The organism is Mucilaginibacter sp. OK098 (genome assembly GCF_900142915.1).
In the GTDB taxonomy this organism is placed as follows: domain Bacteria; phylum Bacteroidota; class Bacteroidia; order Sphingobacteriales; family Sphingobacteriaceae; genus Mucilaginibacter.
Window position 1 is genome coordinate 142,118 of record NZ_FRCM01000010.1, and the last position, 23,705, is coordinate 165,822.

General features: G+C 39.5%; 10 protein-coding genes. 5 read left to right on the forward strand and 5 right to left on the reverse strand.

Annotated features, from left to right (window positions below; all coding sequences use genetic code 11):
• Window positions 1-12 precede the first annotated feature (12 nt).
• Complete coding sequence (locus BUE31_RS28010) at window positions 13-2,640, reverse strand: sigma 54-interacting transcriptional regulator (RefSeq protein WP_073407184.1); 2,628 nt, start codon at window positions 2,638-2,640, stop codon at window positions 13-15.
• Between the two features lie 188 nt (window positions 2,641-2,828).
• Window positions 2,829-3,482: a 4'-phosphopantetheinyl transferase family protein gene (locus BUE31_RS28015; protein ID WP_073407185.1), complete on the reverse strand. Its 654-nt coding sequence runs from the start codon at window positions 3,480-3,482 to the stop codon at window positions 2,829-2,831.
• Between the two features lie 1,121 nt (window positions 3,483-4,603).
• Between BUE31_RS28015 and BUE31_RS28020 the strand changes: the two genes are divergently transcribed.
• From BUE31_RS28020 to BUE31_RS28040, 5 genes are all read left to right on the forward strand, one after another.
• Window positions 4,604-10,048, forward strand: a complete 5,445-nt coding sequence (locus tag BUE31_RS28020; RefSeq protein ID WP_234997926.1) for a glucoamylase family protein — start codon at window positions 4,604-4,606, stop codon at window positions 10,046-10,048.
• Between the two features lie 114 nt (window positions 10,049-10,162).
• The gene (locus tag BUE31_RS28025) at window positions 10,163-11,113 is read left to right on the forward strand and encodes a hypothetical protein (protein WP_073407187.1); all 951 of its coding nucleotides are present in this window, start codon (window positions 10,163-10,165) and stop codon (window positions 11,111-11,113) included.
• A 32-nt stretch (window positions 11,114-11,145) separates the two neighbouring features.
• Window positions 11,146-12,708 (forward strand): thioesterase domain-containing protein, encoded by a 1,563-nt coding sequence (locus BUE31_RS28030; RefSeq protein ID WP_073407188.1) that lies wholly within the window; start codon window positions 11,146-11,148, stop codon window positions 12,706-12,708.
• A 33-nt stretch (window positions 12,709-12,741) separates the two neighbouring features.
• Window positions 12,742-15,858 carry a cyclic peptide export ABC transporter gene (locus BUE31_RS28035; RefSeq protein WP_083620458.1) on the forward strand — a complete coding sequence of 1,039 codons (3,117 nt, stop codon included), beginning with the start codon at window positions 12,742-12,744 and terminating at the stop codon, window positions 15,856-15,858.
• 298 nt (window positions 15,859-16,156) lie between these two features.
• Window positions 16,157-16,912, forward strand: a complete 756-nt coding sequence (locus BUE31_RS28040; protein WP_200801997.1) for a glycosyltransferase family 2 protein — start codon at window positions 16,157-16,159, stop codon at window positions 16,910-16,912.
• Window positions 16,913-17,379: 467 nt separating this feature from the next.
• Here BUE31_RS28040 and BUE31_RS28045 read toward each other — a convergent pair whose 3' ends face one another.
• The 3 genes from BUE31_RS28045 to BUE31_RS28055 all read right to left on the reverse strand — a co-directional run bounded on the left by BUE31_RS28045 (window position 17,380) and on the right by BUE31_RS28055 (window position 23,687).
• Window positions 17,380-19,749, reverse strand: a complete 2,370-nt coding sequence (locus BUE31_RS28045) for an ABC transporter permease (RefSeq protein ID WP_073407189.1) — start codon at window positions 19,747-19,749, stop codon at window positions 17,380-17,382.
• A gap of 32 nt (window positions 19,750-19,781) precedes the next feature.
• Window positions 19,782-20,303 (reverse strand): transcription termination/antitermination protein NusG, encoded by a 522-nt coding sequence (locus tag BUE31_RS28050; protein ID WP_159440759.1) that lies wholly within the window; start codon window positions 20,301-20,303, stop codon window positions 19,782-19,784.
• Window positions 20,304-20,606: 303 nt separating this feature from the next.
• Window positions 20,607-23,687 (reverse strand): lantibiotic dehydratase, encoded by a 3,081-nt coding sequence (locus tag BUE31_RS28055; protein WP_073407191.1) that lies wholly within the window; start codon window positions 23,685-23,687, stop codon window positions 20,607-20,609.
• Between the last annotated feature and the right edge of the window lie 18 nt (window positions 23,688-23,705).

The following is a 23,705-nucleotide window of genomic DNA, read 5'->3' on the forward strand; positions in this document are numbered from 1 at the left end:
CGCGGAGGCAAATCAGCCAAAATAATCTTTTTTGGTGATGCCTAATTTTTTCAGTTTGGAGTGCAATGTATTGCCGGGGATCTTCAATATTTCGGCGGCGCTGCCGGGACCTGAAATTTTGCCTGAACAACGTCTCAGTATTTCAATAATATAACTGCGTTCAACCTCTTCAAGGGAATGATTTAAAAGATGCGTCAAGTCCTGTTTATCCGTAGCGGTATTTTCCGGGATGTACACATCACGCAAAATATCATCGGGTGTAAGTAATATGCTGCGCTCTATTAAATGTTCCAACTCCCGCACATTGCCCGGCCAGGTATAACTTAGCAATTGCTGTATTACTTTTGGTGCGACCTTCCTGATCTTACGGCCTGTATTCCGGCCGTACTTTTTTACAAAAAAATGTGTAAGAGGTTCAATATCTTCCGGCCTCTCACGTAAGGAAGGCAGACTGATGGGAAATACGTTTAACCGGAAGTATAAATCTGCGCGAAAACGGCCCGCCTTCACTTCTTCTTCCAGGTTGCGGTTGGTAGCAGCGATCAAACGTACATCAACTTTAATGGTTTGTTTACCCCCCAAGCGTTCCAGTTCGCGTTCCTGGATCACGCGCAGCAATTTGGCCTGTGCCTCGGGCGGCAGCTCGCCTACTTCATCCAGGAACAGGGTGCTATTATTAGCCAGTTCAAATTTACCGATGCGGCGGTCGATAGCACCGGTAAACGAGCCGCGCTCATGACCGAATAATTCACTTTCTATCAGATTGGCAGGTAAGGCAGCGCAGTTCACCTTCACCATCAGTTTATCCTTACGCAGCGATGCATTATGGATGGCCCTTGCAATCAATTCCTTTCCCGTACCTGTTTCGCCCAATATCAAAACCGTGGTGTTGGATCCTGCTACCAGCGACATGAGCCGGTATACCTTCTGCATCTGCTGACCGTTGCCAATAATTTCCGAAAAGTTATAAATTGTTTTAATCTGCTCTTTCAGGTAGTCATTTTCTACTTCCAGTTGCTTTTTATAAGCCAGCAGTTTTTCATTAGCCTGTATATTGGCAATGGCAATGGATATCTGCGCACAAATACCTTTCAGCATCAGCTTGCTCAGCCGGTCGGCCAGCAGCCAGATGGTGCCGATATTTTTGTTACCAACCCGCAACGGCAGACCGTATACATTTTTTAAGCCGGTAGTTTCCCATAATCTGGCGTAGCTATTGCCGCTCTTTAGTTCTTCTTCTATATTAAATACTAGACCATCCTCACTGGTAAGCACGTCTGCTGTATAAATTTCGTCGACCGTAACCCGGTGAGCCAGCAACTCGGCAAAATGCTTTTTTGCTCTTTCAAACAATGTCTCATCATACATAAAGGGCGACATATTATAACCGTCCTCATCGATTGTCCGGATCATGGACAATTGAGTATGCATGGTTTTATCCAACACCCTGAAAATAGCAGCCTGCAGGTCGGCCTTGGTTCTTACCTGTGCAATATCGCTGCTGAAGTCGAGCAGAAAAGCCTGCTCCTCCTGCTTTTTATGGATCTGCTCATTGGCCATAATATTGGCCAGGGCGATGGATATTTGCGAACAAATGCCCTGCAATAACTGGACATTGATCTCCTGAATGTCCAGGAACAAAATTCCATGGTTCGTTTCCCCGTTACGCAAGCGGATGCCCACAATTTCTTTGAATCCCATCGTCTTCCAATGCTGTAAATAAGACGAGGTGATGCCGCGCTGTATTTCCCTGTCTACGTTGAACAATAAAGGGATAGCGCTATTTAGTACACGGTCCTGCAGTCCATCATTAATAGGATACCTGGCTTGCTCCAGCGCATTTATCACCTTCGGGTCATGCGTTTTAGTAAGATCATAAGCATAGGGGCTCATGGTGGTGTTATCTTCATTGATCCTGCGAATGACAAAGCCACCTGGTGGATTTATTTTTTTTAAAACGGCGCGAACGGCAAAAGCCAGTTCTTCTTTTGTTCTTCCGGTTGCGATGTCATTGCTGAAATCGAGGAGCAAGGATTTCTCCTGCTCCTTTTTAAGGATCTCTTCATTTTTGATGATGTTGGATACAGCACCCGATAACTGTGGTGCAATACCTTTAATAACGTTTCGGAATTCAATGCTGAAACTATTAGGTTTATCGGAATAAATATGAATAAAACCCATTGGCTTCCCTTCTTTCATAAGCCTGGTCATCAGTATTTCCTTTACGCCGGCTTCATAATTGGCCCGCAGAAAGGAAGGGCTTTGCGGCTGGTCCATAATATCCTCCAGCAAAAAAGAGATGGGTTCCTCTGCACGCAATGCCGCCCGGATGAACGGTTCATTCAGCGAAAAATGCGCTTTTATCAATTCCGGATATTGGGCATGCGACCGTATTGGAGAGGATTCATGATCGAGCAGGAAGGGTGTATAGGTTTCATCTTTGGCATCGATGAGGGTAACGATCGTATGGGTAAAATAGAACAGGCTCTTGATCCGTTTTGAAAAAAGGATGATCAGGTCATTTTTATCCCGTACCCCGGTAATATCGTTGCCCAAGTCCGATAAGATTCTTCTTTCCTGTTCAAATGCAGCGAGGGAACGAACTGAAAGCCCGGGATCTATATCTTTTACCCTTTTCATGAAGCGTTATAAGATAGCTTGTTTGAGCCGGCAATTTAGGGAAAATAAAGGTGAGTCGGGCCAGGGGCTGACCAAAAAGTAAATGGCATTTTAAAATAACCGTTATGGAAATATTAACAAATCCTATAAAGCCCGTTTTAAGAAATTGTTCATCGCCTGTCGCTGCTATAAGCTGAGGGGCTATATTGCTAGAAATAACATAGGGTAATGACCTGGTCGGAGGCTACTGTCCAATCTACTTTGATTTGATCAAAGGAGATGGCAGAAAGGTCATGAGAGGATTTGACCTGCATAAAAGAGAATTTTCCGTTATTTTCTGAGATAGATATATCTTTAAAATCGAGCCATAGCCCGGTAAGCGGGTATTGAAGTTTGTAAAAACTCTCTTTAAGAGAAAATAAAAGGGTAGCCCACAGTGCCGCATCATTATGTTTACCGTTGATCATTTCTATTTCAGTGTCGAGTAAAATCAACGGCAACATCGCCTGCTTCACACCACCGATAGTTTCGATGTCTATTCCAATCGCTGTTACTTCGCTTTTTGATGCAACTACTGCACCGGCTAATTTTGTGGAATGACTGATGGATCCAACAGTCCCTTCCGGCCATATAGGTTCACCTCCTTTTCCTTGCAGTAACTCAGGGGGGGCATCTATAAAACGAACGAGCGCCTGCCTGGCACATTTCCGACCAGTGCTAAATGCTGCGCGGCGTTTAGGAACGCTTCGTGCGATAATCTGTAATTCAGACGGTGATAACGGTTCATCTTCAATAAGGTGATCTGTAAAGTACTGCGAAATTAATGATAGCTCCGGAAAAGGTACTGTAAAGGTTGCAGACATAACTTGGCAAATCTATTAAATTAAAAGGCTTCAAGTACAGTATAATTGACGCTTGTCCATTCTGTTGCAGGTGAGCATTTCATTAATGCCCAATTGTTTCAATTCGGATCCTCCTGTTGTTCAATAACTCTCTGTGTAACCTTAGGCCAACTTATCCTTTTCATCAATTCGCGGAGCAACCCAAAGTTAAAAATTCATATAGGTTTGGTTAGTAGATAAATTGACATTTTTAGATGCTTTAATATAAATAGTTGAATATCAATTATTTATATTGAAATATGAAAAAAGAAATATTTTTTTTCATAAATATTTCTTTGGAATGATAAGTTTACTATATTTGTTGTACTTAATGTATAACAATGGGTTCAAATCTTAGATTCTGCTAAGAGAATTTGTGAATCCCTTAAGCGAAGCTGTATAAGTTTTGCTATAAATAGAACACTTCTTTTTTCCTTTTTTTATTTAAGTTGAGTGATTTTCGTAAAAATCATGCTGCATTTCAATGGGAATTATTTGGTGTTTTTACTGAGATAAAAACTGACAACGCTGAGGCGTCGCTATTAATCCTGAATGTTCAGTAGCACAAGCTACACAACAAAAACAATCTGAAAATTAATTTATGACAATAAAGATAACGAGAGGCAATTATTCGTGTGTCTGGTTATATAAATTAATAGCGCAATAATAGCGCTCTTTATCAGCGCCAATTTTAATAAGATTCATTTTTACTGATAAAATATCGGGATTGATTTCTCTGCGGCTTGTGAAAACTAGCCCCTCATTTAAGATCTCAACAACAGTGAACCCCGATCAATACTACTAAACACCCCAACCTCCGCGGGGCGTCAAAAAAACCTGCTTTTAAAAAGCTACCTAACTAAGGCGGATTTAAACCCTTTAGCTGAGTAGATTTTTCAATATCCACCTATAATACTTAAACCGTGAAAAAAAACTTAACTCAACACGAGCACTCTGGTAACACAGCCGAGGTAATACTGTACTGTCGTAATTTGGCAAAGCAACATGCAGTCACTAGTGGAATCTCACCTGTTGATATGGTTCGCAAGTTATCCCGAATTCAAAAGGAATTTTCACCGAACATGCGTGCCTCTGAAAATAGAGTGGAAAAAGATATCAATACATCAGAAGTCAGGCTGTTGATTAACGAGCATATTTTGATCTTTGAGACCCTGATTAACAAAATATCCGGTACGCTATCGGCTATAAAGGTTGAACTTCCGCAGATATTGAACGCATTCATGCCAAGAAGGTTAAGGATACACGATCTGTGCCATGAGATTGTAACCTACACAGACGCGAAAATTGACGAGGATAATTTGATCGAATATTTCACTGCCTACCAGGCAGTATCGGTTCTGCAGTATAATGAATTAAAGGCGATAAAGGTTTTCCTATTATTTTCTATCCTTGATAACCTGTACAATATTTTATTAGAAAATAGTGCTGATAAAGATGATATAACACGGTCAAAGGTTATTATACGCAATAGCATATGCAGCATTTCAATTATCGATGCCATTGACTGGCAAAACTTTCTTGAGAATAATAATTCTGTTGACCAGATACTTTGCAGATGCACCACCGGTATTTATGATAACATGGATTTCTTTAGCCGTGACAGATACCGCAACGAGATTAGCAAACTTGCCGGGCAATCCCGGCTAACCGAGCTGGATGTGGCGCGGAGCGTACTGCTGTTATCAAAACGATCAACCGATGCATCAAAAAGGCGGGACAGGATAGATATCGGGGAGTTTCTGATCGGTAGGGAACGCAAACAATTAGAAAAGTTCCTGGGCATACAATTGACGTTCAAGGAAAGAATTATTAATTTTTACAAGAAAAACAGCCTGCCATCATATCTCGTTTCAATTGGTTTGTTAACCATCTTACCTGCTTTATTCTGTTTGTATATTCTGAGCGCCGGTGAGATGTCGACCGGGTTGCTCTTACCGACTTGCTTATTGCTGGTACTAGGGTTAAGCCATACCGCCAAACAATTTATTGATGCTATTGCATCCGCTTCTTGTCTCCCTCAGAGTTTACCTACGCTTGATTTTTCAAAAAGGATCCCTTCTGAATACAAAACATTGGTTACTATCCCCTCCCTTTTAACAAGTGAACAAGAAATAGACCGGCTTGTACACCAGTTGAAAATATTTTTTATCGGTAACAAAACGAGCAACCTGTATTTTAGTTTACTTACTGATTATACCGATTCAGCCACAGAACAGTTACCGGGTGATGCCGCGTTGATCCGCCTCGTTAAATCGAGAATAACTGATCTTAATAAGGAGTTTTGTGCGGCAGATAAGCCCAGGTTTTTCCTGTTTCATCGCCCAAGAAAATGGAATGAAGCCGATGGGATATGGATGGGACATGAACGCAAGCGCGGTAAGCTGATGGATTTAAATGATCTGTTACGGAACCCGGATAATGATAGCTTTTCTGAGCTTATTGTTGACAAAAGTGTTTTGTCGGACATAAAATATGTGATCACCCTGGATGCAGACACACAGCTGCCGAGAGATTCGGCATGGCGATTGGTTGCAGCAATGGCGCATCCGCTAAATCGTGCGGTGTATTGTGAAGAAAAGAGAAGAACAATTGCCGGTTACGGGATGCTGCAACCCAAAATAGGCATGGACCTGCGTGGGTTAAATAACTCTATTTACGAGCACATACATGGATCGGGACCAGATATTGATCCTTATACATCAGTTTCTCCGGATGTTTACCAGGACCTTTTTGACGAAGGTTCTTATATGGGTAAAGGTATTTATGATGTGGATATTATTAATAAAGCGCTTGCAAACCGCTTACCTGATAACAGAATATTGAGTCATGACCTTTTAGAAGGTTCTTATGTTAGAACAGGCTTTTTAAGCAATGTTAAATTGCATGAACAAACTGTTGATTATTGGACATCAGTAAAGCGAAGGGAACGGTGGATAAGAGGGGATTGGCAAATTGCCTCCTGGATTTTCCCCTTGGTTCCCGGATTTGGCGGCACAAGAACAAAGAATCCTTTGTCTGCGCTTTCAAGGTGGAAAATTTTTGACAACCTGCGCAACAGTCTTATACCTGTTTGCCAGTTAATATTGATCATTTGCGGATGGTTGTTATTTAAAGAGCCGCTGAAATTAAGCATCGTGGTTCTGCTGATTGCATTTTCGCCAAGCCTTTGTCTTTTTATAACAAAACTATTTAAAAAACCGGAAAAATTGCTGCGAAAGGGCCATTGGATAGCTGTTTTGAACGACTCTTACAGCTGTTTCCTTCAGGATGTTTATGTATTTATATGTTTACCTTTCGAAGCCGCCTATACTTTCGTAGCGGTTATAAGAGCTTGTTGGCGTTTGATTATTTCGGGGCATAAACGATTAGAGTGGCAGCCGTCTTCAGGAAGTAAAAGTCAACGATCTCAAACCCTTTTAGGTACTTATCAGCAAATGTGGTTCAATCCGTTTGTTGCTGCTGTTGTGTCATTTTATTTAATTATTAATAATTTTGGATTGATATTTTTTGCGCTTCCGGTATTAATACTCTGGCTGCTTGCGCCCGCAATTGCGTATCTAACAAACCGCCAAAGGCCAGAAAAGAAAACGGTGTTATCTGCGGAACAACAGCAGCTTATTAAACGGCTTTCGCGTAAAACATGGGCCTATTTTGACGATCAGGTAACAGAGGCTGTAAACTGGCTTCCACCAGATCATATACAAGAATATCCGGAACTGAAGGTGGCTTATTATACATCGCCAACCAATATAGGTTTATGTGTGCTGTCATACCTAACTGCTTTTGACCTTGGTTATATACCAGCCGGCAATTTAATTGAACGAACTGCACATACCCTGCATAGTATGCAATCCCTGGAAAGATACAAGGGGCATTTCTACAATTGGTATGATATAAAAACATTGGCTGCCAGTAAGCCAAGATACGTTTCTACAGTAGACAGCGGAAACCTTGCCGGGCACCTGATCACGTTACGCCAGGGCCTCGCAGATCTGTCAAAAAACCCGGTTTTTACAAACCAACAGTTTGATAGTTTAGTCGACGTGCTAAACATGATCGATTGGTCTGAAGAAAAATCGCCTCTACTGCAAGAATGTAAAAAATACCTGGCTGGAATTAGCAATGCGCCGGTTTACCCTGGTGAAGCTTTAAGGCAACCACTGGATAAATTGGATGCGTACATGAAAGCTATCACTATTTTAGTTACCAGCACAACAAACGACAGCGATAGGTACTGGTTAAACGCATTTGTTACTCAGGTGCATGGGATTAATCATGATCTTAAGGCTATAGCACCCTGGTTGTTTATAGATCCCTGTCCTGCTTCTTTACACGGCCTTATACCAGAACCGATCCCTACGTTAGGAGAGTTGGCAAACTGGGAATTACCGGACGCCATAACCAATAAAGACAGGAAACTAACTACCGAAGAAATAAAATGGCTTAACTTGTATATCGCTTGCATGGAAAAAGCCAAATCGGCTGCTGGTAATCGCTTAAAGGAAATAAGTTTGCTGATAACATTATGCTCAGACCTGGCAGAACAGGAGTACGAATTTTTGTACAAACCATCTTCTCACATGCTATCTATCGGATATAAGGTAGAAGAAGATTGCCTGGATGCTGATTGTTATGATATGCTGGCATCAGAAGCAAGACTAGCCACTTATGTTGGGGTATGTCAAAATAAATTGCCGGTAAAAAGCTGGTTTTTGTTGGGAAGGCCGCTGATCGTTAAAAATGGCCAATCTGTTTTGTTATCTGCAAACGGAACGATGTTCGAATATTTAATGCCTAACCTTATAATGCCCGTTTTTAAGGATACAATTTTGGATTATGCCTGCACTTCAGCAGTAGACGAGCAGATTGGATACGGCAAAGAACAGGATATTCCATGGGGGATTTCAGAGTCTTGTTATGGCTCATTTGATGACGCCCTTAATTATCAATATCGCGTATTTGGTATTCCATCGTTGAGCTTAAAACGGCATCACGTTGTAGGAGATAGGGTTATTAGTCCTTATGCTACCGCTCTTTCTCTTTTGGTTAATCCGGAGAAAGCAGGCAGCAACCTGGAAGTATTGTCGTCAAATGGAGCTGAAGGACGTTATGGTTTGTATGAAGCTGTAGATTACACAGTTTCACGCCTGGGAAAAGGCGAGTCTAAAAACGTTATCCGGAGTTTTATGGTACATCACCAGGGCATGAGTTTCCTTGCCTTTGCTCATGTTTTGCTGGATAAACGCATGCAAAAAAGGTTTTTAGATGACGCAGAAATGGAATCGGGGGTCTTTTTATTACAGGAAAAACTCCCTGAAGATGCTGCTTTTCATCATCAAACCTTTGTCGAATCAGCAAAAAAGGAGCAAATAAAAGCGGGTGAACATGTTATACCCGCTACATTACCGAGCGACTTTTCGGTGCCTGAGGTTCAGCTACTATCAAATGGCAGGTACCATATTGTGCTTACCAATAGTGAAGATTGCCATAACTGCTTTCATTTCAATACGGAGCAGGAAGAATATTGGTATTATGAAACGCTTTTTCATGAGGGGTATGCTGTTTTTAAACGCTTTAGTAACGAAACAGAATCTAAAATTAAGGTGATCGTTTCGCATGACGATAATATGCAGATCAGGAGCCTGTCAATTAAGAACACATCTGATAAGTACAAAAAAATAAACATTATTGCCCGCTTGCCCGATAGTAAGGAATCATGGCATAATGAAGCTCTTCCGGAAAAAGGTACAATCTTGTGCTATGAGACGAATGAAATGTTCAATGATCAGTATAGTTGTCATTTTATCAGCCTGCATGTTAATTCAGAGGTGGAATTGAACAAAGCATTTTCTACAGATGCAGGCGCCATTCGCTACAGCATTCATGTATCTCCCGGAGAAACCATTACGGCAGTTATGACTGCCGGAGTCGCCGAAAGCAGAGAGCAGGCATTTGAATTAATTGATCTGTCTGCAACCTCAACCTATGTTGAGAAACTCTTTAAACAGTCGGCAATATTAGGTACGGAACAATTAAAACAAATCGGCATTTCAAAAGACGATGCCCGTTTGTTCAGGCAGCTTACCGGTAGCTTATTGTTTGGTGAGGACGCAAGGATTGCCTGCGGCGATATTGAGTTTGAGCGGTTGACCACGGGTACTAAAGATGTATGCATTTTATTACGTATAGATAATGTGGAAAATGTTGAGGCAATTGTAACACTAATAAAACTGCACCAATATTGGCGGTTAAATGGATTAACTGTAAAAGTTTTGGTTTTGAATGAAGACCAGGGGTGTTATAAAAACTTTTTACAGAAATTAATTATCGAAACAATTACAAATAGCGTTGGTGGAGAATCTTTAAACAGGCATGGTAGTGGTATCTTCATAAAAATGCCAGACCATCTTACCACCGAAGATCAGCTCCTGCTCAGGTCAGTTGGGTATTCTGTGCTGCTTGAAGAGGAAGAAGTTGAACAACGCCAGGACAGGAGCGATAAACAGGTTGCAGCCCTGATCCTATAAAACTATTTGACATAACCAATAAATATTGGGCTATAAATTTAATTGGCCGGATATGTCATTTGTTTTTAAAAATGCATTCCTTTTTTACAAAACATCTTTTTATTTAAAAATCAAATGGAACAAAATAAGAAAGAAGCTATCGTAGGCATTGCTTTTGGCATTAGCGACATAAAAATTTATCCGTTTCTGAGTTCGCTGGAGAAAACGGGTTTTAAGGGAGACGTAATTCTTTTTGTAAATAATAGTACGCAGTTTTCCTGGCAAATAGCATTTGAACAGCTATCTATAAAAGCGATCAACATTGACCAACAGTTATCTCCGAACTTATACTTTTATCGTGCCATCAACTGGGTGATGCGTGTAGTCGGACTAAATAAAGCCTGGGCCGAGTGGAACAAAAGCAAGATTACTAAAGTGTTAAAAGCAAAGGAAAAACTTTTGCCACGACAATTGGCATTTATACATGCTTTTTTCTTCCTGACAATTTCAAGGTTCTTTATGTATTACAATTGGCTGTTAGAAACAGATTACGACACTTTATTTTTTACAGATGTAAACGATGTGATCTTTCAGGGCGATGTTTTTACATCACGCGTTAAAGATAAAGTTGTTGTTTATGAAGAATACGATGGCTGTTCTCTGGGAAGTGACGGAAATAATAGCGGCTGGGTTGAAAAAGGGTATGGTGAACAGATATTAAAGGATATGTCGGGATCAACTATTATTTGTGCCGGGACTATTTTGGCAGACAGAGAAATTTGTACAACGTTTTTACAGGATTTTATGCTCGAAATTATGGCCCCTAATAAGCCACTGACTACAAGCGGCCTCGATCAGGGAGTGTTGAATTATATGGTTAGCCACCAGAAAAAAGATTATTTCGATTCGTCAAAAAATGGGGAAAGTGTATTTACAGCCGCCCTGCAACCAGATGGCGACATTTTTTTTAAAAGCGATGCCATCGCTACAATACACTGGGCGCAAATACCCGCAGTTGTACACCAATATAACAGGCACGGTAAACTTATTGATTTTATAAACGACAAGTATTTCGTGCGTGCTTGATTATAATTATTGTGCCCACAGTGTGAAATGATATGAAGAAGAAAAATCGCAGGCGGTTTATTTATAACGTAATCTTTTATGATGGAGGTTTTTTAGAACTTACAATTAATGGTTTAAATACCCGCAATAAAGTTGCGAAGAAAGATGATGGGTTAGAGCAGGCAATGATAGCGGTACAAACCGATAAAAATGGAAGGACACAGTTAGCTGCCTTATTTCAAAAAAAACGGGGATATAACCGTAGCTCCATATCGGCTTTTTTAAAAGAAATGATTCCTGATTATATGTTTCCCACCTCAATAATGGGTGTAGAACAGTTTCCGCCAGTAGTGAAAAAGAACAATGATCCGGATAGTTGGGAGAGATTTAAAGTAAAGAGTTTGGATACTAATACATCTGTATTAGTAGTTCAGCAGCACCTGTTGGAAATATGGCAAAGTGTATTGCAAAAAGATAATATCGGCCCCAACGATAATTTTTTTGAGCATGGAGGAAATAATGCACTTGCCGCATTTTTGACTTTCAGGATAAACACAAGCTTTGGATTATCGATGCCCTTACGATGGATCTATGAAGTGCCTACTGCTTCGGCATTAGCAAACAGAATTGATAAAGCTCATACCCACGCAGGCGTACTGGATCCTCAAACAAATAATATGGAAGTGCAAAAAAATATCAAAATTGCACATTTGATGCCGTCTAAAACCTTACAGCCATTCTTTTTTTGCCCGCCGTTAGAAGGATTACAGCCAACAAGAAGCATCAATGGCGCTATTAATATGGCGCTCTCATTAAGTGATCTGTCGGGAGTTTATAGCATCCATCCACCGGTATTGCAGCCGGAACTATTAACCCGGTTAAAAAACAGCGAAGATGTAAACAGGAACGATGTTTTCTGGAATAAGAGGTTATTTAATAACCTGGTTAAGGAATCAGTTGCTCATATATTAAATATACAGCAAACCGGGCCCTATTGGTTAGGCGGCTATTGTACAGGCAGTATGATGGCTATGGCGATCAGCGATCTGCTGATAAAAAAAGGAAAGAAGGTAGAAAAAATGGTTTTGTTAGATGCGCCATTAATGGAGGAAGATACCAGCGAGGATTGGGATCAATTTACAAGAAATGATATTATCTGGTTTGTCTCCTACGATATAGGTAAAGATATTCCCGGAATGGATTGGACATCAATATGTACGCTGGTTGAAAACGTACCTGATGATGGGATCTGGGAAGCGTTGCTCAATATTATCATGGAAAAGAAAGCACTCCCCGAAATTATCACGGTAAAAGACCTGAAGTCTGCATTTGAACAGAAGTTTTATAATTACCCCGCTGTTCACCATTGTTTTGATCTGATTAAATATCGTTACCCCGCCAATAAAGTGGGTTCGTCATTATTGTTGTACAGCACTTCAATGTTTAAAACCCTGCCGCCGGGGTTTGCCCAGTATGTTAAAGAAAATATCTTGTTTGGCGAAGTGAGTATCAATAAAGTTTCGGTGAGCCATTTAGGGATGTTTGAGCCCGATAATCTGGTTAACTGGATAGATGTTATCAGAAAACATCTGCTAAAAAAATCAAACAACAATTAAGGTTGATTAACAACTACTTAAACAAATAGAAATATGATAAAGCTCAGGCTTTTTTTGCTTAATGTTCATTCCCGTTTGTTCACAACGATTATCTTTTGTGCGGTAAGTTGTTTACTCATTGTTGTTGGATATAGTTCAGTAGCCCAAACAAAAACGGGTAATAAGACACCTGAAATCGAAAAGTTTGTAAAAGAACAAATGGATGCAGGTAACATACCCGGATTGTCGGTGCTTGTTATTAGGAATGGTACGGTTGTACTTAAAAAGTCTTACGGTTGGGCAGACGTCGATCAGAAAAAGCAAGTTACCAATAATACTTTTTTTGAGATCGGATCCAACTCCAAAGCCTTTACGGCTATGGGGATACTCTATTTGGTACAGCACGGAAAAATTAAATTGACTGATCCTGTTACTGAATACCTGCCCTGGTTTAAAATGAAATATGATAGTAAGGACCCGGGTTTAACAACACCGGTGATCACAATCGGCGAGTTATTGCATCATACCAGCGGTGTCCCTTTTAGTTCCATCGACCTGATTAAAACCGATGCAGGAAGCAACCCACTGGAAACAACTGTGAGGCGTCTCTTAAATGTGCAGCTGGCAGCGTTGCCCGGCGACAGGTTTGACTATGCATCATTAAACTATGATGTGCTGGGCCTGTTGATTGAAAAAGTTTCCGGACAATCATATCCGGCCTTTATTAAACAAAATATATTGCAACCGATGGCGCTGCAACAAACATTTTTGTCGCGCCGGGAAGCCGGAGCGGGTCTTGCGAAAGGCTACAAGTTAGACTTTTTGCGCCTAAAACAATTTGATGCGCCATTTTATACCGGAAACCAGCCCGCAGGATATATCATTTCCAATATCAACGATATGGAAAAATGGGTTTGGTGCCAGTTGGGCAATGCACAGGACAGTACTTACAAAAAGCTTATCCAGGCATCCCATGTACCCGACAGAAGCGTTCTGCCTGATCCGGAAGGGGGCTCTTATGCCGGTGGCTGGATAGTATATCAAAATCAAAAAGGAACTATTGCCCATAGCGGTAATAACCCCAATTACTCTTCATTTATATCATTCAGGCCACGCGAAAAAACAGGTGTTGTTGTGCTGGCTAACTTAAACACATCATACTCCGAGACAATAGCAAAAGGCATTTTAAATATCATGGATGGCCAGCAAGTGAATGAACAGGAGAGTGATGTTTATAAACAGCTCAACGTAGGCATGATAGTTATCCTTATTGCCAGCGGGATTTTATTTATAAGCACTTGTTGGTTTATGGGCTTATTGCTTAAAGAATGGAAGCAAGGCAAGCGAAAAGCTGAAGTGAAAATTACATCCAGGAGCATCATTAGTTTTGTTTTATCGTTGCTAACCCTTTGCCTTATTGGGTTTTGTATATTTATTACACCTAAGGCAATGTTTGGAGGACTGTCCTGGAGCTTCGTGGTAGTTTGGGGGCCGCCGAGCTTCTTGCTTTGTTTACTGCTCTTGCTTGGTGCTGTCAGTTTCTTCTTTTTATATTATATGTGCTCTTCTCTGCTTATAATGGAGGGCGATCGTGCTTTGTTTACAGTTGTTGTATTAAGTACTATTGCAGGGTTCGGAAATACACTAGTCATTCTTACTATAAATGGCGCCATTGGCCGGCATGATATTTTCAGCAGCGGTTTCATTTGTTTTTTTTTACTGGGGCTTATATTATATATATACTGCCAGGGCCAACTTAGAACCAAGCTGCTAAAGGTTGTCAACTCTTTTGTTTATACCATCCGTATAAATCTTATTGACAACCTCCTGAACACGCCTTTTAGTAAAATGGAGCAATTGAAACACGAAAATCTGATCGCGATCCTCTCCAATGATACAGAAGAGGTAAGTAACCTTCCTCATGTTTTGGTTAGCATTATTACGGGAATGGTTACACTGGTCTGTTGTTTGGCTTACCTGGGGGTTGAAAATATATGGGGGTTGATCATCTCCATTATTACGATCATTACTGCAGCATCCTTATATTATTACATTACAAAGAAAGCAAGTAAAGTATGGGAGAAGGCCAGGACCATGCAAAATGTTTACATAGGCTTTATTAATAGCTTAATACTTGGATTTAAAGAACTAAAACTAAATAACAAAAGAAACCTTGAATTTGAGGCCGATCTGCAAAAAAACAGCAAGGATTACCGTGATTCAAATATAGATGCAGGCCGGATGTTTGTGAATGTGTTTATAATTGGAGAGTCGATCTTTACACTGGTGATGGGGCTGGTAGTGTTTGTATTCCCGCTGGTATTGATTGGTTTAACCGAAACAAAAATACGCACGTTTATTTTTATTTTTCTCTACATGGCCGGGCCGGTAAATATGGTGCTTAATTCGTTCCCACAGCTTACCCGGATCAGGATCTCCTGGCGTCGTATTGATCAGCTTAAAGAAAAAGTAGAGGCTTTAGCTATTACCGATGAGCGCCAGGATCTGATAATAGAAAATGGAAGTATGGAAACATTAGAGTTGATAGGCGTTGGATATACATACGATTCGGATATCAGCGAGTTTACCATTGGCCCAATTGATTATACATTTAACAGCGGCGAAGTGGTATTTATTACCGGGGGAAATGGCAGCGGAAAATCAACACTGGCCAAATTGATCTGCGGTTTGTACCTTCCTTCATCCGGCGAAGTAAGATTAGACGGAGAGCGGGTAGACCCACGCAAGTTAAACGAACTATGCACGGCTATATACAGCGATTATCACTTATTTGAAAAATTATATGGTATAGACCATCTTGGTCAATACGATGCGATTCAGGAAAAGATGGAGATATTGCAATTGTTAGGCAAAACAAGCGTAAAAGATGGCGTATTTTCAACTATAAAACTTTCTACAGGGCAGCGGAAAAGAATAGCATTATTAGTAAGCAGCCTGGAAAACAAACCTATCTGCATGTTTGACGAGTGGGCGGCAGACCAGGACCCGGAGTTTAAATCGTTTTTCTATAATCACCTGTTGCCTGAGTTAAAACTGCAGAAAAAATGTGTGATAGTTATATCGCACGATAATCACTATTTCCACGCAGCCGACCGGATGATAAAAATGGAATCAGGAGAACTTAAAGTGCTTGATCTGGAAAGTGTGTAATAGCAAAATAGGAATCAGCTTACCAAACATATCTTAAAGCCAATAACGATCTTATAGTCACTGCCGGGATCTCACCTGGTGCTTTGCTTCTGTATTGATGCAATGTTTTGATACAAAAAGGTGGCTGTCTGAAAACACGTTCCATACGATAACGAGAATAAAAAACCTTTTGAAATTTTTAAAGAATACATCAGTCAACTTGAAACAGGAAAGATGATTGATATAAATATCATTAAGAAAACAAGAAACGAGATTTACGAAACAACATTAAATTTTGATATACTAACGGTTATAAAATATGCGACAAAACGATTATGAAATAAATATTGATTTATTTTTACTGTGCTATAATGAAGAAAGAATGATAATTCATACTTTAAATTATTATTCTAAGTTTTGTGAAAAAATCACAATATATGATAATTTTAGTACTGATAATTCTTTAGATCTAGTAGAAGCTAATTTCCCCAATGTAGAAATTAAGACATTTGATACAAATAGAGAACATAGGGAAGATATTATGATGGAAATACGGAATAACTGCTGGAAAAATAGTACTGCAGATTATGTTATCGTATGTGACATGGATGAATTTCTTTATGCAGAAAATTTATTTGAAAAATTACATCATATAAAAACCCAAAATATAGCTATACCTGTTGTCATTGGCTACAATATGATTTCTGAAAATTTTCCTACTGATTATAGAAGAGATATTACCGAGCAAGTTAAAGTAGGTTATAGAGACCGAATGTTTGATAAAAATATTATATTCTCGCCAAAAAGCGTCAAAGAAATAAATTATGGACCCGGATCTCATCAATGTTTTCCTTCTTTTCAAAAACATCCTCATATCGACAATCTTTGTGAACTCAAACTTTTACACTATAAATATTTAAACAAAGAATATATAGTTAAAAGACACCTGCGCTATGCCGATAGAATGAGTGATTTAAATAAACAGAACAAATACGCTGTTGAGTATGAATTGGGTCAGAATCATATAAACGAAATGTACGAGTTATCGTATTATCTTTTAAATGTTGTAAAATAGCCAACTTGCGTTATATATATGATCAATAAAAAGAATCTGAGGTAAAAATTTTACCTGTAATAATTGGAAGGACGGGTAGAGTATTCCTTAAATACATTAAATTTTACCCAGGCAACTTCAATATCTATATTTTTACAGAAAATTTTATCATTTAATAGCGGGGTTATCAGAGAATTATTATTCTCTGATAACCCCGCTATTTTATTTAAAACCGTTTAGCAAGAACAAAACGGCCTAGCGCTCAATATATCTATTTATCAGGTAGTGAGCAATATTTTCCAAATAAGCGTTTTCCTGAATTTTGATTAAATGAAAAAAGCCGTAGAAAAAACTACAGCTCAGTATGTTTTATAATCTTCGTTAGCATTAGCTTGCGATCATTTTTTAATTGAAAGATGATCGTAATACATTTGGAATTTTTGAATCTGACACGTCTACCGATAATACCTTATCGGCAACGGGGCAGATCAATCATTTCTTAAGCTTTTTATTGGATTCACAACAGCGGCTTTTATTGATTCATAGCTCACCGTTAGCCAGGCTATACACAACGCCGCCAGCGACGCGGCAAAGAATAACAACCAGGTTACATGAATATGGTAAGCAAAGCCTGCCAGCCACTCATTTACCATATACCAGGAAAGGGGTATCGCTATAACTATAGCAATCAATATAAGTTTGGTAATACCGGCTGCTAATAAATAAACGAGTTCAAAGGTAGATGCACCTAATACTTTACGAACACCGATCTCTTTGGTACGCCGCTCTGCTATGAAGGCAGATAATCCGTACAAACCGAGGCAAGAAATAAAAAGACCCAAAATGGCAAACAGATTGAATATATTGCCCATTTGTTGTTCGCCCTTATAAAGATTGGCCAGGTCCTGATCAAGAAAGTCAAATTTGAACGGATAGGCTGGGTTTAAATCCTGGTTTATTGTTGACAAAGCTTGTATGGTTGCGTAGGTTCTACCGGCTGGTGTTCTAACCACCACAAAACCACCCAACTTATTGAAAGGCATTACCAATGGTTCAATAGCCTGCTGAACAGGCTTAAAGTTAAAATTTTTTACAACACCTACTATTTTTCCCTTGTTGCCCCAAACCGTTAATGATTTACCAATTGCCTGATTGGGGGCTAAACCCATAATCTTCAGCATTTTTTCATTAACCATGTAGCTGGTTGAATCTGTCGAAAATGATTCCGAAAAACTCCGGCCGGCCAGTAAATCAATTTTAAATACGTGAAGAAAGCCCTCATTAACTGCCATTACCGGGATAACTGTTTGCGAATGAAGTTCCTTTCCATCCCAGGTTGCATCAGTGGTCCATCCCCCAAGATTGGTGGGGAGGTCAGAGATAACGGTAAAGTTGCTGGTAAGCGGGTTGCCTTTTAATTTATTATTTAACGCCTGCTGCTTACCCCACATATCTCCTGACATCGGCATATATAAAAGATTGGCTTTCTCAAAACCGGGGTCACGGTCTCTGATAAATTTAAGCTGGTTATAGATAACTGCTGTGCCAACCAATAAAATAATAGAAACCATAAATTGGGTTACCACCAACGCATTGCGGAATAGTAAATTGCCGCCCATTGATTTTACATTACCCTTAAGCACCTTAACGGGGTTTAAACTGGAGAGAAATAGGGCAGGATAGCTGCCGGAGATGAGCCCGGTTAATAAGGCAATACCAAAAAGGCTTAACCAAAGTTTAATATCTAACACATGGATGGCGAGTTGCCTGTTAGCCAGATTATTAAAAACAGGAAGGAATAACCAAACAATAATCAGTGCGATAAATAAAGACACAAACGATATAAAAACCGACTCGCTCAGAAACTGGAAAATTAATTGACCGCGTATTGCGCCCGATACTTTGCGTAAGCCAATCTCCTTGGCTCTGCGGGCCGAACGTGCTGTAGCCAAATTCATAAAATTTATGCAGGCAACTATGAGGATCAAAATCGCGATGATAAAGAAGATGCTTACATATTGTGCGTTTCCATGCCCCGGGAAATCACCAAGTCTATCGGGGCCAAGGTGAATTTTAGTTAAAGGCTGTAATTGAAACACGGCCTTCATTTCCGGACTGTATTTTTTGAAAATTTGGTTTATTTGTGTTTCTAAGCGGGATAAATCAGATGGCGAAGTGGTAACTCCCTTTTCTAATTGAACATAGTTATAAAAACTGAAATCGCCCCATAAATTGTTTTGTATTTCTTTATTAGTTCTGGCTAATGAAGCCATCGGCATAATGAAGTCAAATTGCAGGTCTGAATTAGGCGGAATATTGGCCAAAACGCCTGTTACTACCACATTCTCATGATTATCTTTTCTTAAGAATTTGCCAACAGGATTTTCGTCCCCAAAGTATTTTATTGCCATTTCCTCCGTTATCAAAATGGCATCTGTCTGTGTCAGGGCGGTAGTCCTGTCGCCTTTGATCAAGGGGAAGGAAAATATGTCCAAAAAACTCGGATCGGCATAAAAAACACGTTTCTCTTCAAATTTTTTATTGCCGATCTCAAGTAAGACCGAGGGAAAAACGGGAGCAATGCGAACTGTATTTTTTATAACGGGCATTTCTGCCTTTAAGCCCGCAGGCATACCTGCGGGGGTTCCTACGCTTTTTGAATCGCCAAGATCGCATGTTATGCGATAGATCTGTTCGGCGCTTTTATGGAACCCGTCATAGCTTAGTTCATTTTGAACCCAAAGTAAGATAAGGATACTGGATGACAGGCCTATGGCTAAACCTGCTATATTCATAATAGAGTATAGCTTATCATTTATAATATTCCGGTAAGCAAGTTTAAAATATGTTTTGAACATGATTATGCTGATTTTGTAAGTAATAGTTGCTGTTAAGCAGATAGTTTTTTTGTATGGGCGTTAGAAATTTCCACGGAAATTATCTGGTTAAGTAACTGCAGATAAATATATAACTTATTTGCCCCTCTAACTTCTCTTACCGAACCGTGCAAGCCTTCAAAGGGACCATCCAGAACCTCAACCATATCGCCGGATTTATACACACATTCATTTGTGATATCCTTCGTAATGGATAATAACTTTTGAATGATTCTAATCTCATTGTCGTGAACAAGACATGGTTTGCCGGAAATTTTTATAAAGTTAATTGCCCCCTTAATAGTAAGGGAAGTGTAATTGAATCTATTTTTATCCGGCCTTATGAAAATGTAGTTTGGAAATAAAGGTTTTTCCAGAATCTTTATCCGGTCACTCCATTTTTTTTCAACATTTACTAACGGAAGATAGGTTTCAATTTTTTTAGTTAGCAAAATTTCATATACTCTTTTCTCGTAATTAGGGTAGGTGCATAGCACATGCCAGCCAATGTTTGGCGTTGATTCGTCGACTTTCATAACTTGATTTTTTACTTTGTTCATTTGAATGATGAATGAAATAGCAAAAAATAAACCTCGCCGAAAAAAAGAATACACTAAACGGCAGTTTTGATACACGAAAGGTTCAAGAATGAAATGGAACGTTATAATATTGAATGCCAATAAGGTAAATCAATCAATTCCAAAGCGATTGTTTTTTCCTGTTTCAACAGAAAATTAAAATTGATCGTTATGCTTAACCTGGGATGATTTAATCAAGCCGGTTTGATAATTAAAAATAACCTAACGTTGCCTGTTAAATCAGGGTTGGATCAAAGATGATCATCGCAGTTTTGATTTGTAATATTTGGCTATCACCGAGTAGCAGATCATCTCGAAAATTCGTTGGTTATCATTGTATAATCTATTAAAATGCATGTGCACCAGGCTTGAAATAATCTCATCAGATGCATGTATTTCTTCCGAAAGCTTTAATTTTTTATACATTTTTTCAGATTCAAGAAAATAAGGCAGGTACGGACGAATTGCAGAAACTTCTTCAGCATTTTCAATAAGCATTCTGATCTGTTTCAAATTGCTATGATAGTAATCAAGTTGTATTTTTTTTTCCTCTTCATCCAGCACTATTTCATTTTGAAAACTCAGGCTGCTTTTTAAAGCCAGGTCGTACTTTTTCTCTGCCGAAAGTGAAAAATTATTGTACATATCATCTATGCTTTTAATACCAAGTAAGGGTAAAACTCCCTGCGTTTGGAATTCGCCGCAAGCCAGTATCTGGATACAGAGATCACTGCTTATCCTGAAAAGTTTTTCAACTGTAAAGTAGTCTGGCAAATTATATCTTTCTAACTCTCTTTCGTAAGTGTCTATTGTAATCCTTGATATGAATCCCTGCTGCTGATATGTGTCAAGTACGGAATTTAGCTTGTTGAATAAAGTATTAAAGAAATCCGGTTCTGCCAGGTGAAACCTGAGCCTGATATGATCTTCAGGATCTTTATATCTTATAAAAAACCAAGTGTCTATTTTCCCCTCATCTATCCATGTTTTTAAAAGCGGCGAAAGTAACTTTACTAAGAAATCATTGCTAAAAAAAACAGAACAATAAATCTTGACATAACACCATTCCGAACCGGGATAAAAATTCCGTTGGGCGTTAGGCCTGGTTATAATGTTGCTTGTTGTTTGCCCTGGTCGGACTATATTGTTTTTTACAACTGTAATAAATTGATGGTTGTAGGTTAATCCGTTTGAATCCTTAACAGTTTCATCAGGCTCAAAGAATTCGCGAAGAATGACTTCCTTTTTTTTGAGCATTTCTTTGAAAAATAATTCAAATGAAAATATATCATCACGTTTTAAAAAAATGGTTTGATCACCTTCCACCCACAATAGATTTCCGGATAGGCCGAATAACTTACATTTGTCATCAAAAGCTTCAATTTGCTGCTGCAGTGTACCCGCCTGTCTAAATTCATCCAGGTCGTTTTCATTTAACTGCAATTGTGCCGACTGGAGAATTACGTTATCATACTGTATTCGGGGAAAAAACGTGAGCCCCCTGAAGGATGTCTTAAAAACCGGGTTCAACCCTCCAACATTAAATTGATTTTGGAGCGCTGCCAGCAGCCTGTAAACAGGAAGGCTCCCTGTCATGAAATTATGTGCATTATCAATTTTGGGTATTACTTGCTTCCCGCTTTTTTGAGAATAAAGCACCAGCTTGTTATTGCGGTAAGATATGATTAGGTCATTTATCCTTAATTGCTTTTCGGCGTTTGCTGCCGGCCCTGATAGATAAGGGATTTCCAGTTCCCTGAGGTTTGGATTCTTCAGCACGTTACCGGTCCTTGTTTCGGGCAGGTGAGTTACCGATGCCATTTGCACTTCGGTATTGGCGGCCTTTTCAAATTGAGTGATATCTTTTAACAACTGCAATATCACATCGTTTTCATTTCCAAACCGGCCTAAAAGAGTAGTCCCGCTGTGACCACCGGCACTCTCTATAAGAAGCTGAGCATATTCGTCTTTAATTAATTTAAACATTACCGGAAAAGTTGCAGGCAAAGGATATGGAGTAACTTTTTTTGCAAGTTTAGCCAATTCGTCAGGAGAAATATGAATGGTTAGCAAGTTCGTATCCTTATTCGAATTAAACTTGGAATTGAAGAATTGCACTATGAGCCTGCGGGCGGCAGTGTTGTTCTCGTAGTTAATTGCCGGCGAAGCAAAAGGGTTTAGCTCATCTAATATATCATCTTCAAAGTTTACTGTTATTTTTGATGTGGGATCTGTTATACCAAGGTCAGGATCAAATAAATGTGCCAGAGCTATTGGCTTGCTATCAAGTTTTTGCCTGATTTTTTCCTTTACAGCATCAAGCCAGGGGTCAACAGCATTACTTAAAATATGACAGGCATGAATGGCGGCATTAAGGGATAGCTGTTTCGTTTCATCTAAAACACCTTTTGACAAAGGTTTATAACTGCTTACCTGAAAAACCATTCCCTGCTTTTCTAAGTTAAACAAATTATGAAGCTCCATTTCTTTTTGGAAAAGGAACCGGCTTATCGGACCTTCCGATTTTGAATATGAAAACCCGCTATTAAAGTTTTTAAGCTTGGAAATTGTCTGGCTTAATTCTTTTGACGAATTGGTGTTATCGCATTGTACCAGCACATTAATAAGCTGCAGTAGCGGGTCACTATCACTAAGCCTTGGTTCCAGCGCACTCACCAGTACCTGGGCATCTATTAAATCATTAACAAATTCTACCACATCGGCATTGGCATAGTCGCTTTGTTCACATATATGCCCGATAATTACTTCGTATGGTATGGGATCTTTCAGACACAATTCATACACCTTATCTAATTCGTTAGTGGCGTCAATAGCATTTACCTTATACTTTTTGCTGCCCTGTGCAAGTGCCTGGTAATAAAAACGGTATTCATTTCCAGCTTTGTAAATAGACGAGTTAAGTCTGTAACTTAGTAAAGGTTTAAATTCAAGTTCCAGTTTTTCAATTAATTGGCATAAAAATAGGGTGTCCAGGCTGATGTGAAAAGACATATTCAGCTCGTCAATCACAATGTCTTTTGATCCGCCCCAATGCAGCGTACTACATGATGCAAACGCTCCAAAAGGTGTTGGCCGGTAACATATCCTGTTAAGGTATTTCAATAAGGTCACCTTAATCTTCAGCGCTTTCTTTGAATCGGTTATCTGCCCATTTTTTAGCTTTTCGCAGCTCTCGAAAAGGTCTGGCGAGGCGATGGCTACGGCATCCATGAATAATTCGTCCAGCAAAAGGTCATCAATTTTATCCACGCTTGCCGCGTACTTGTTTATCGGAAACGCAGGGGTTCTAAGAACCAATTCTGAAAAAAAATCAGCGGGCATATGCTATTATTACAATTT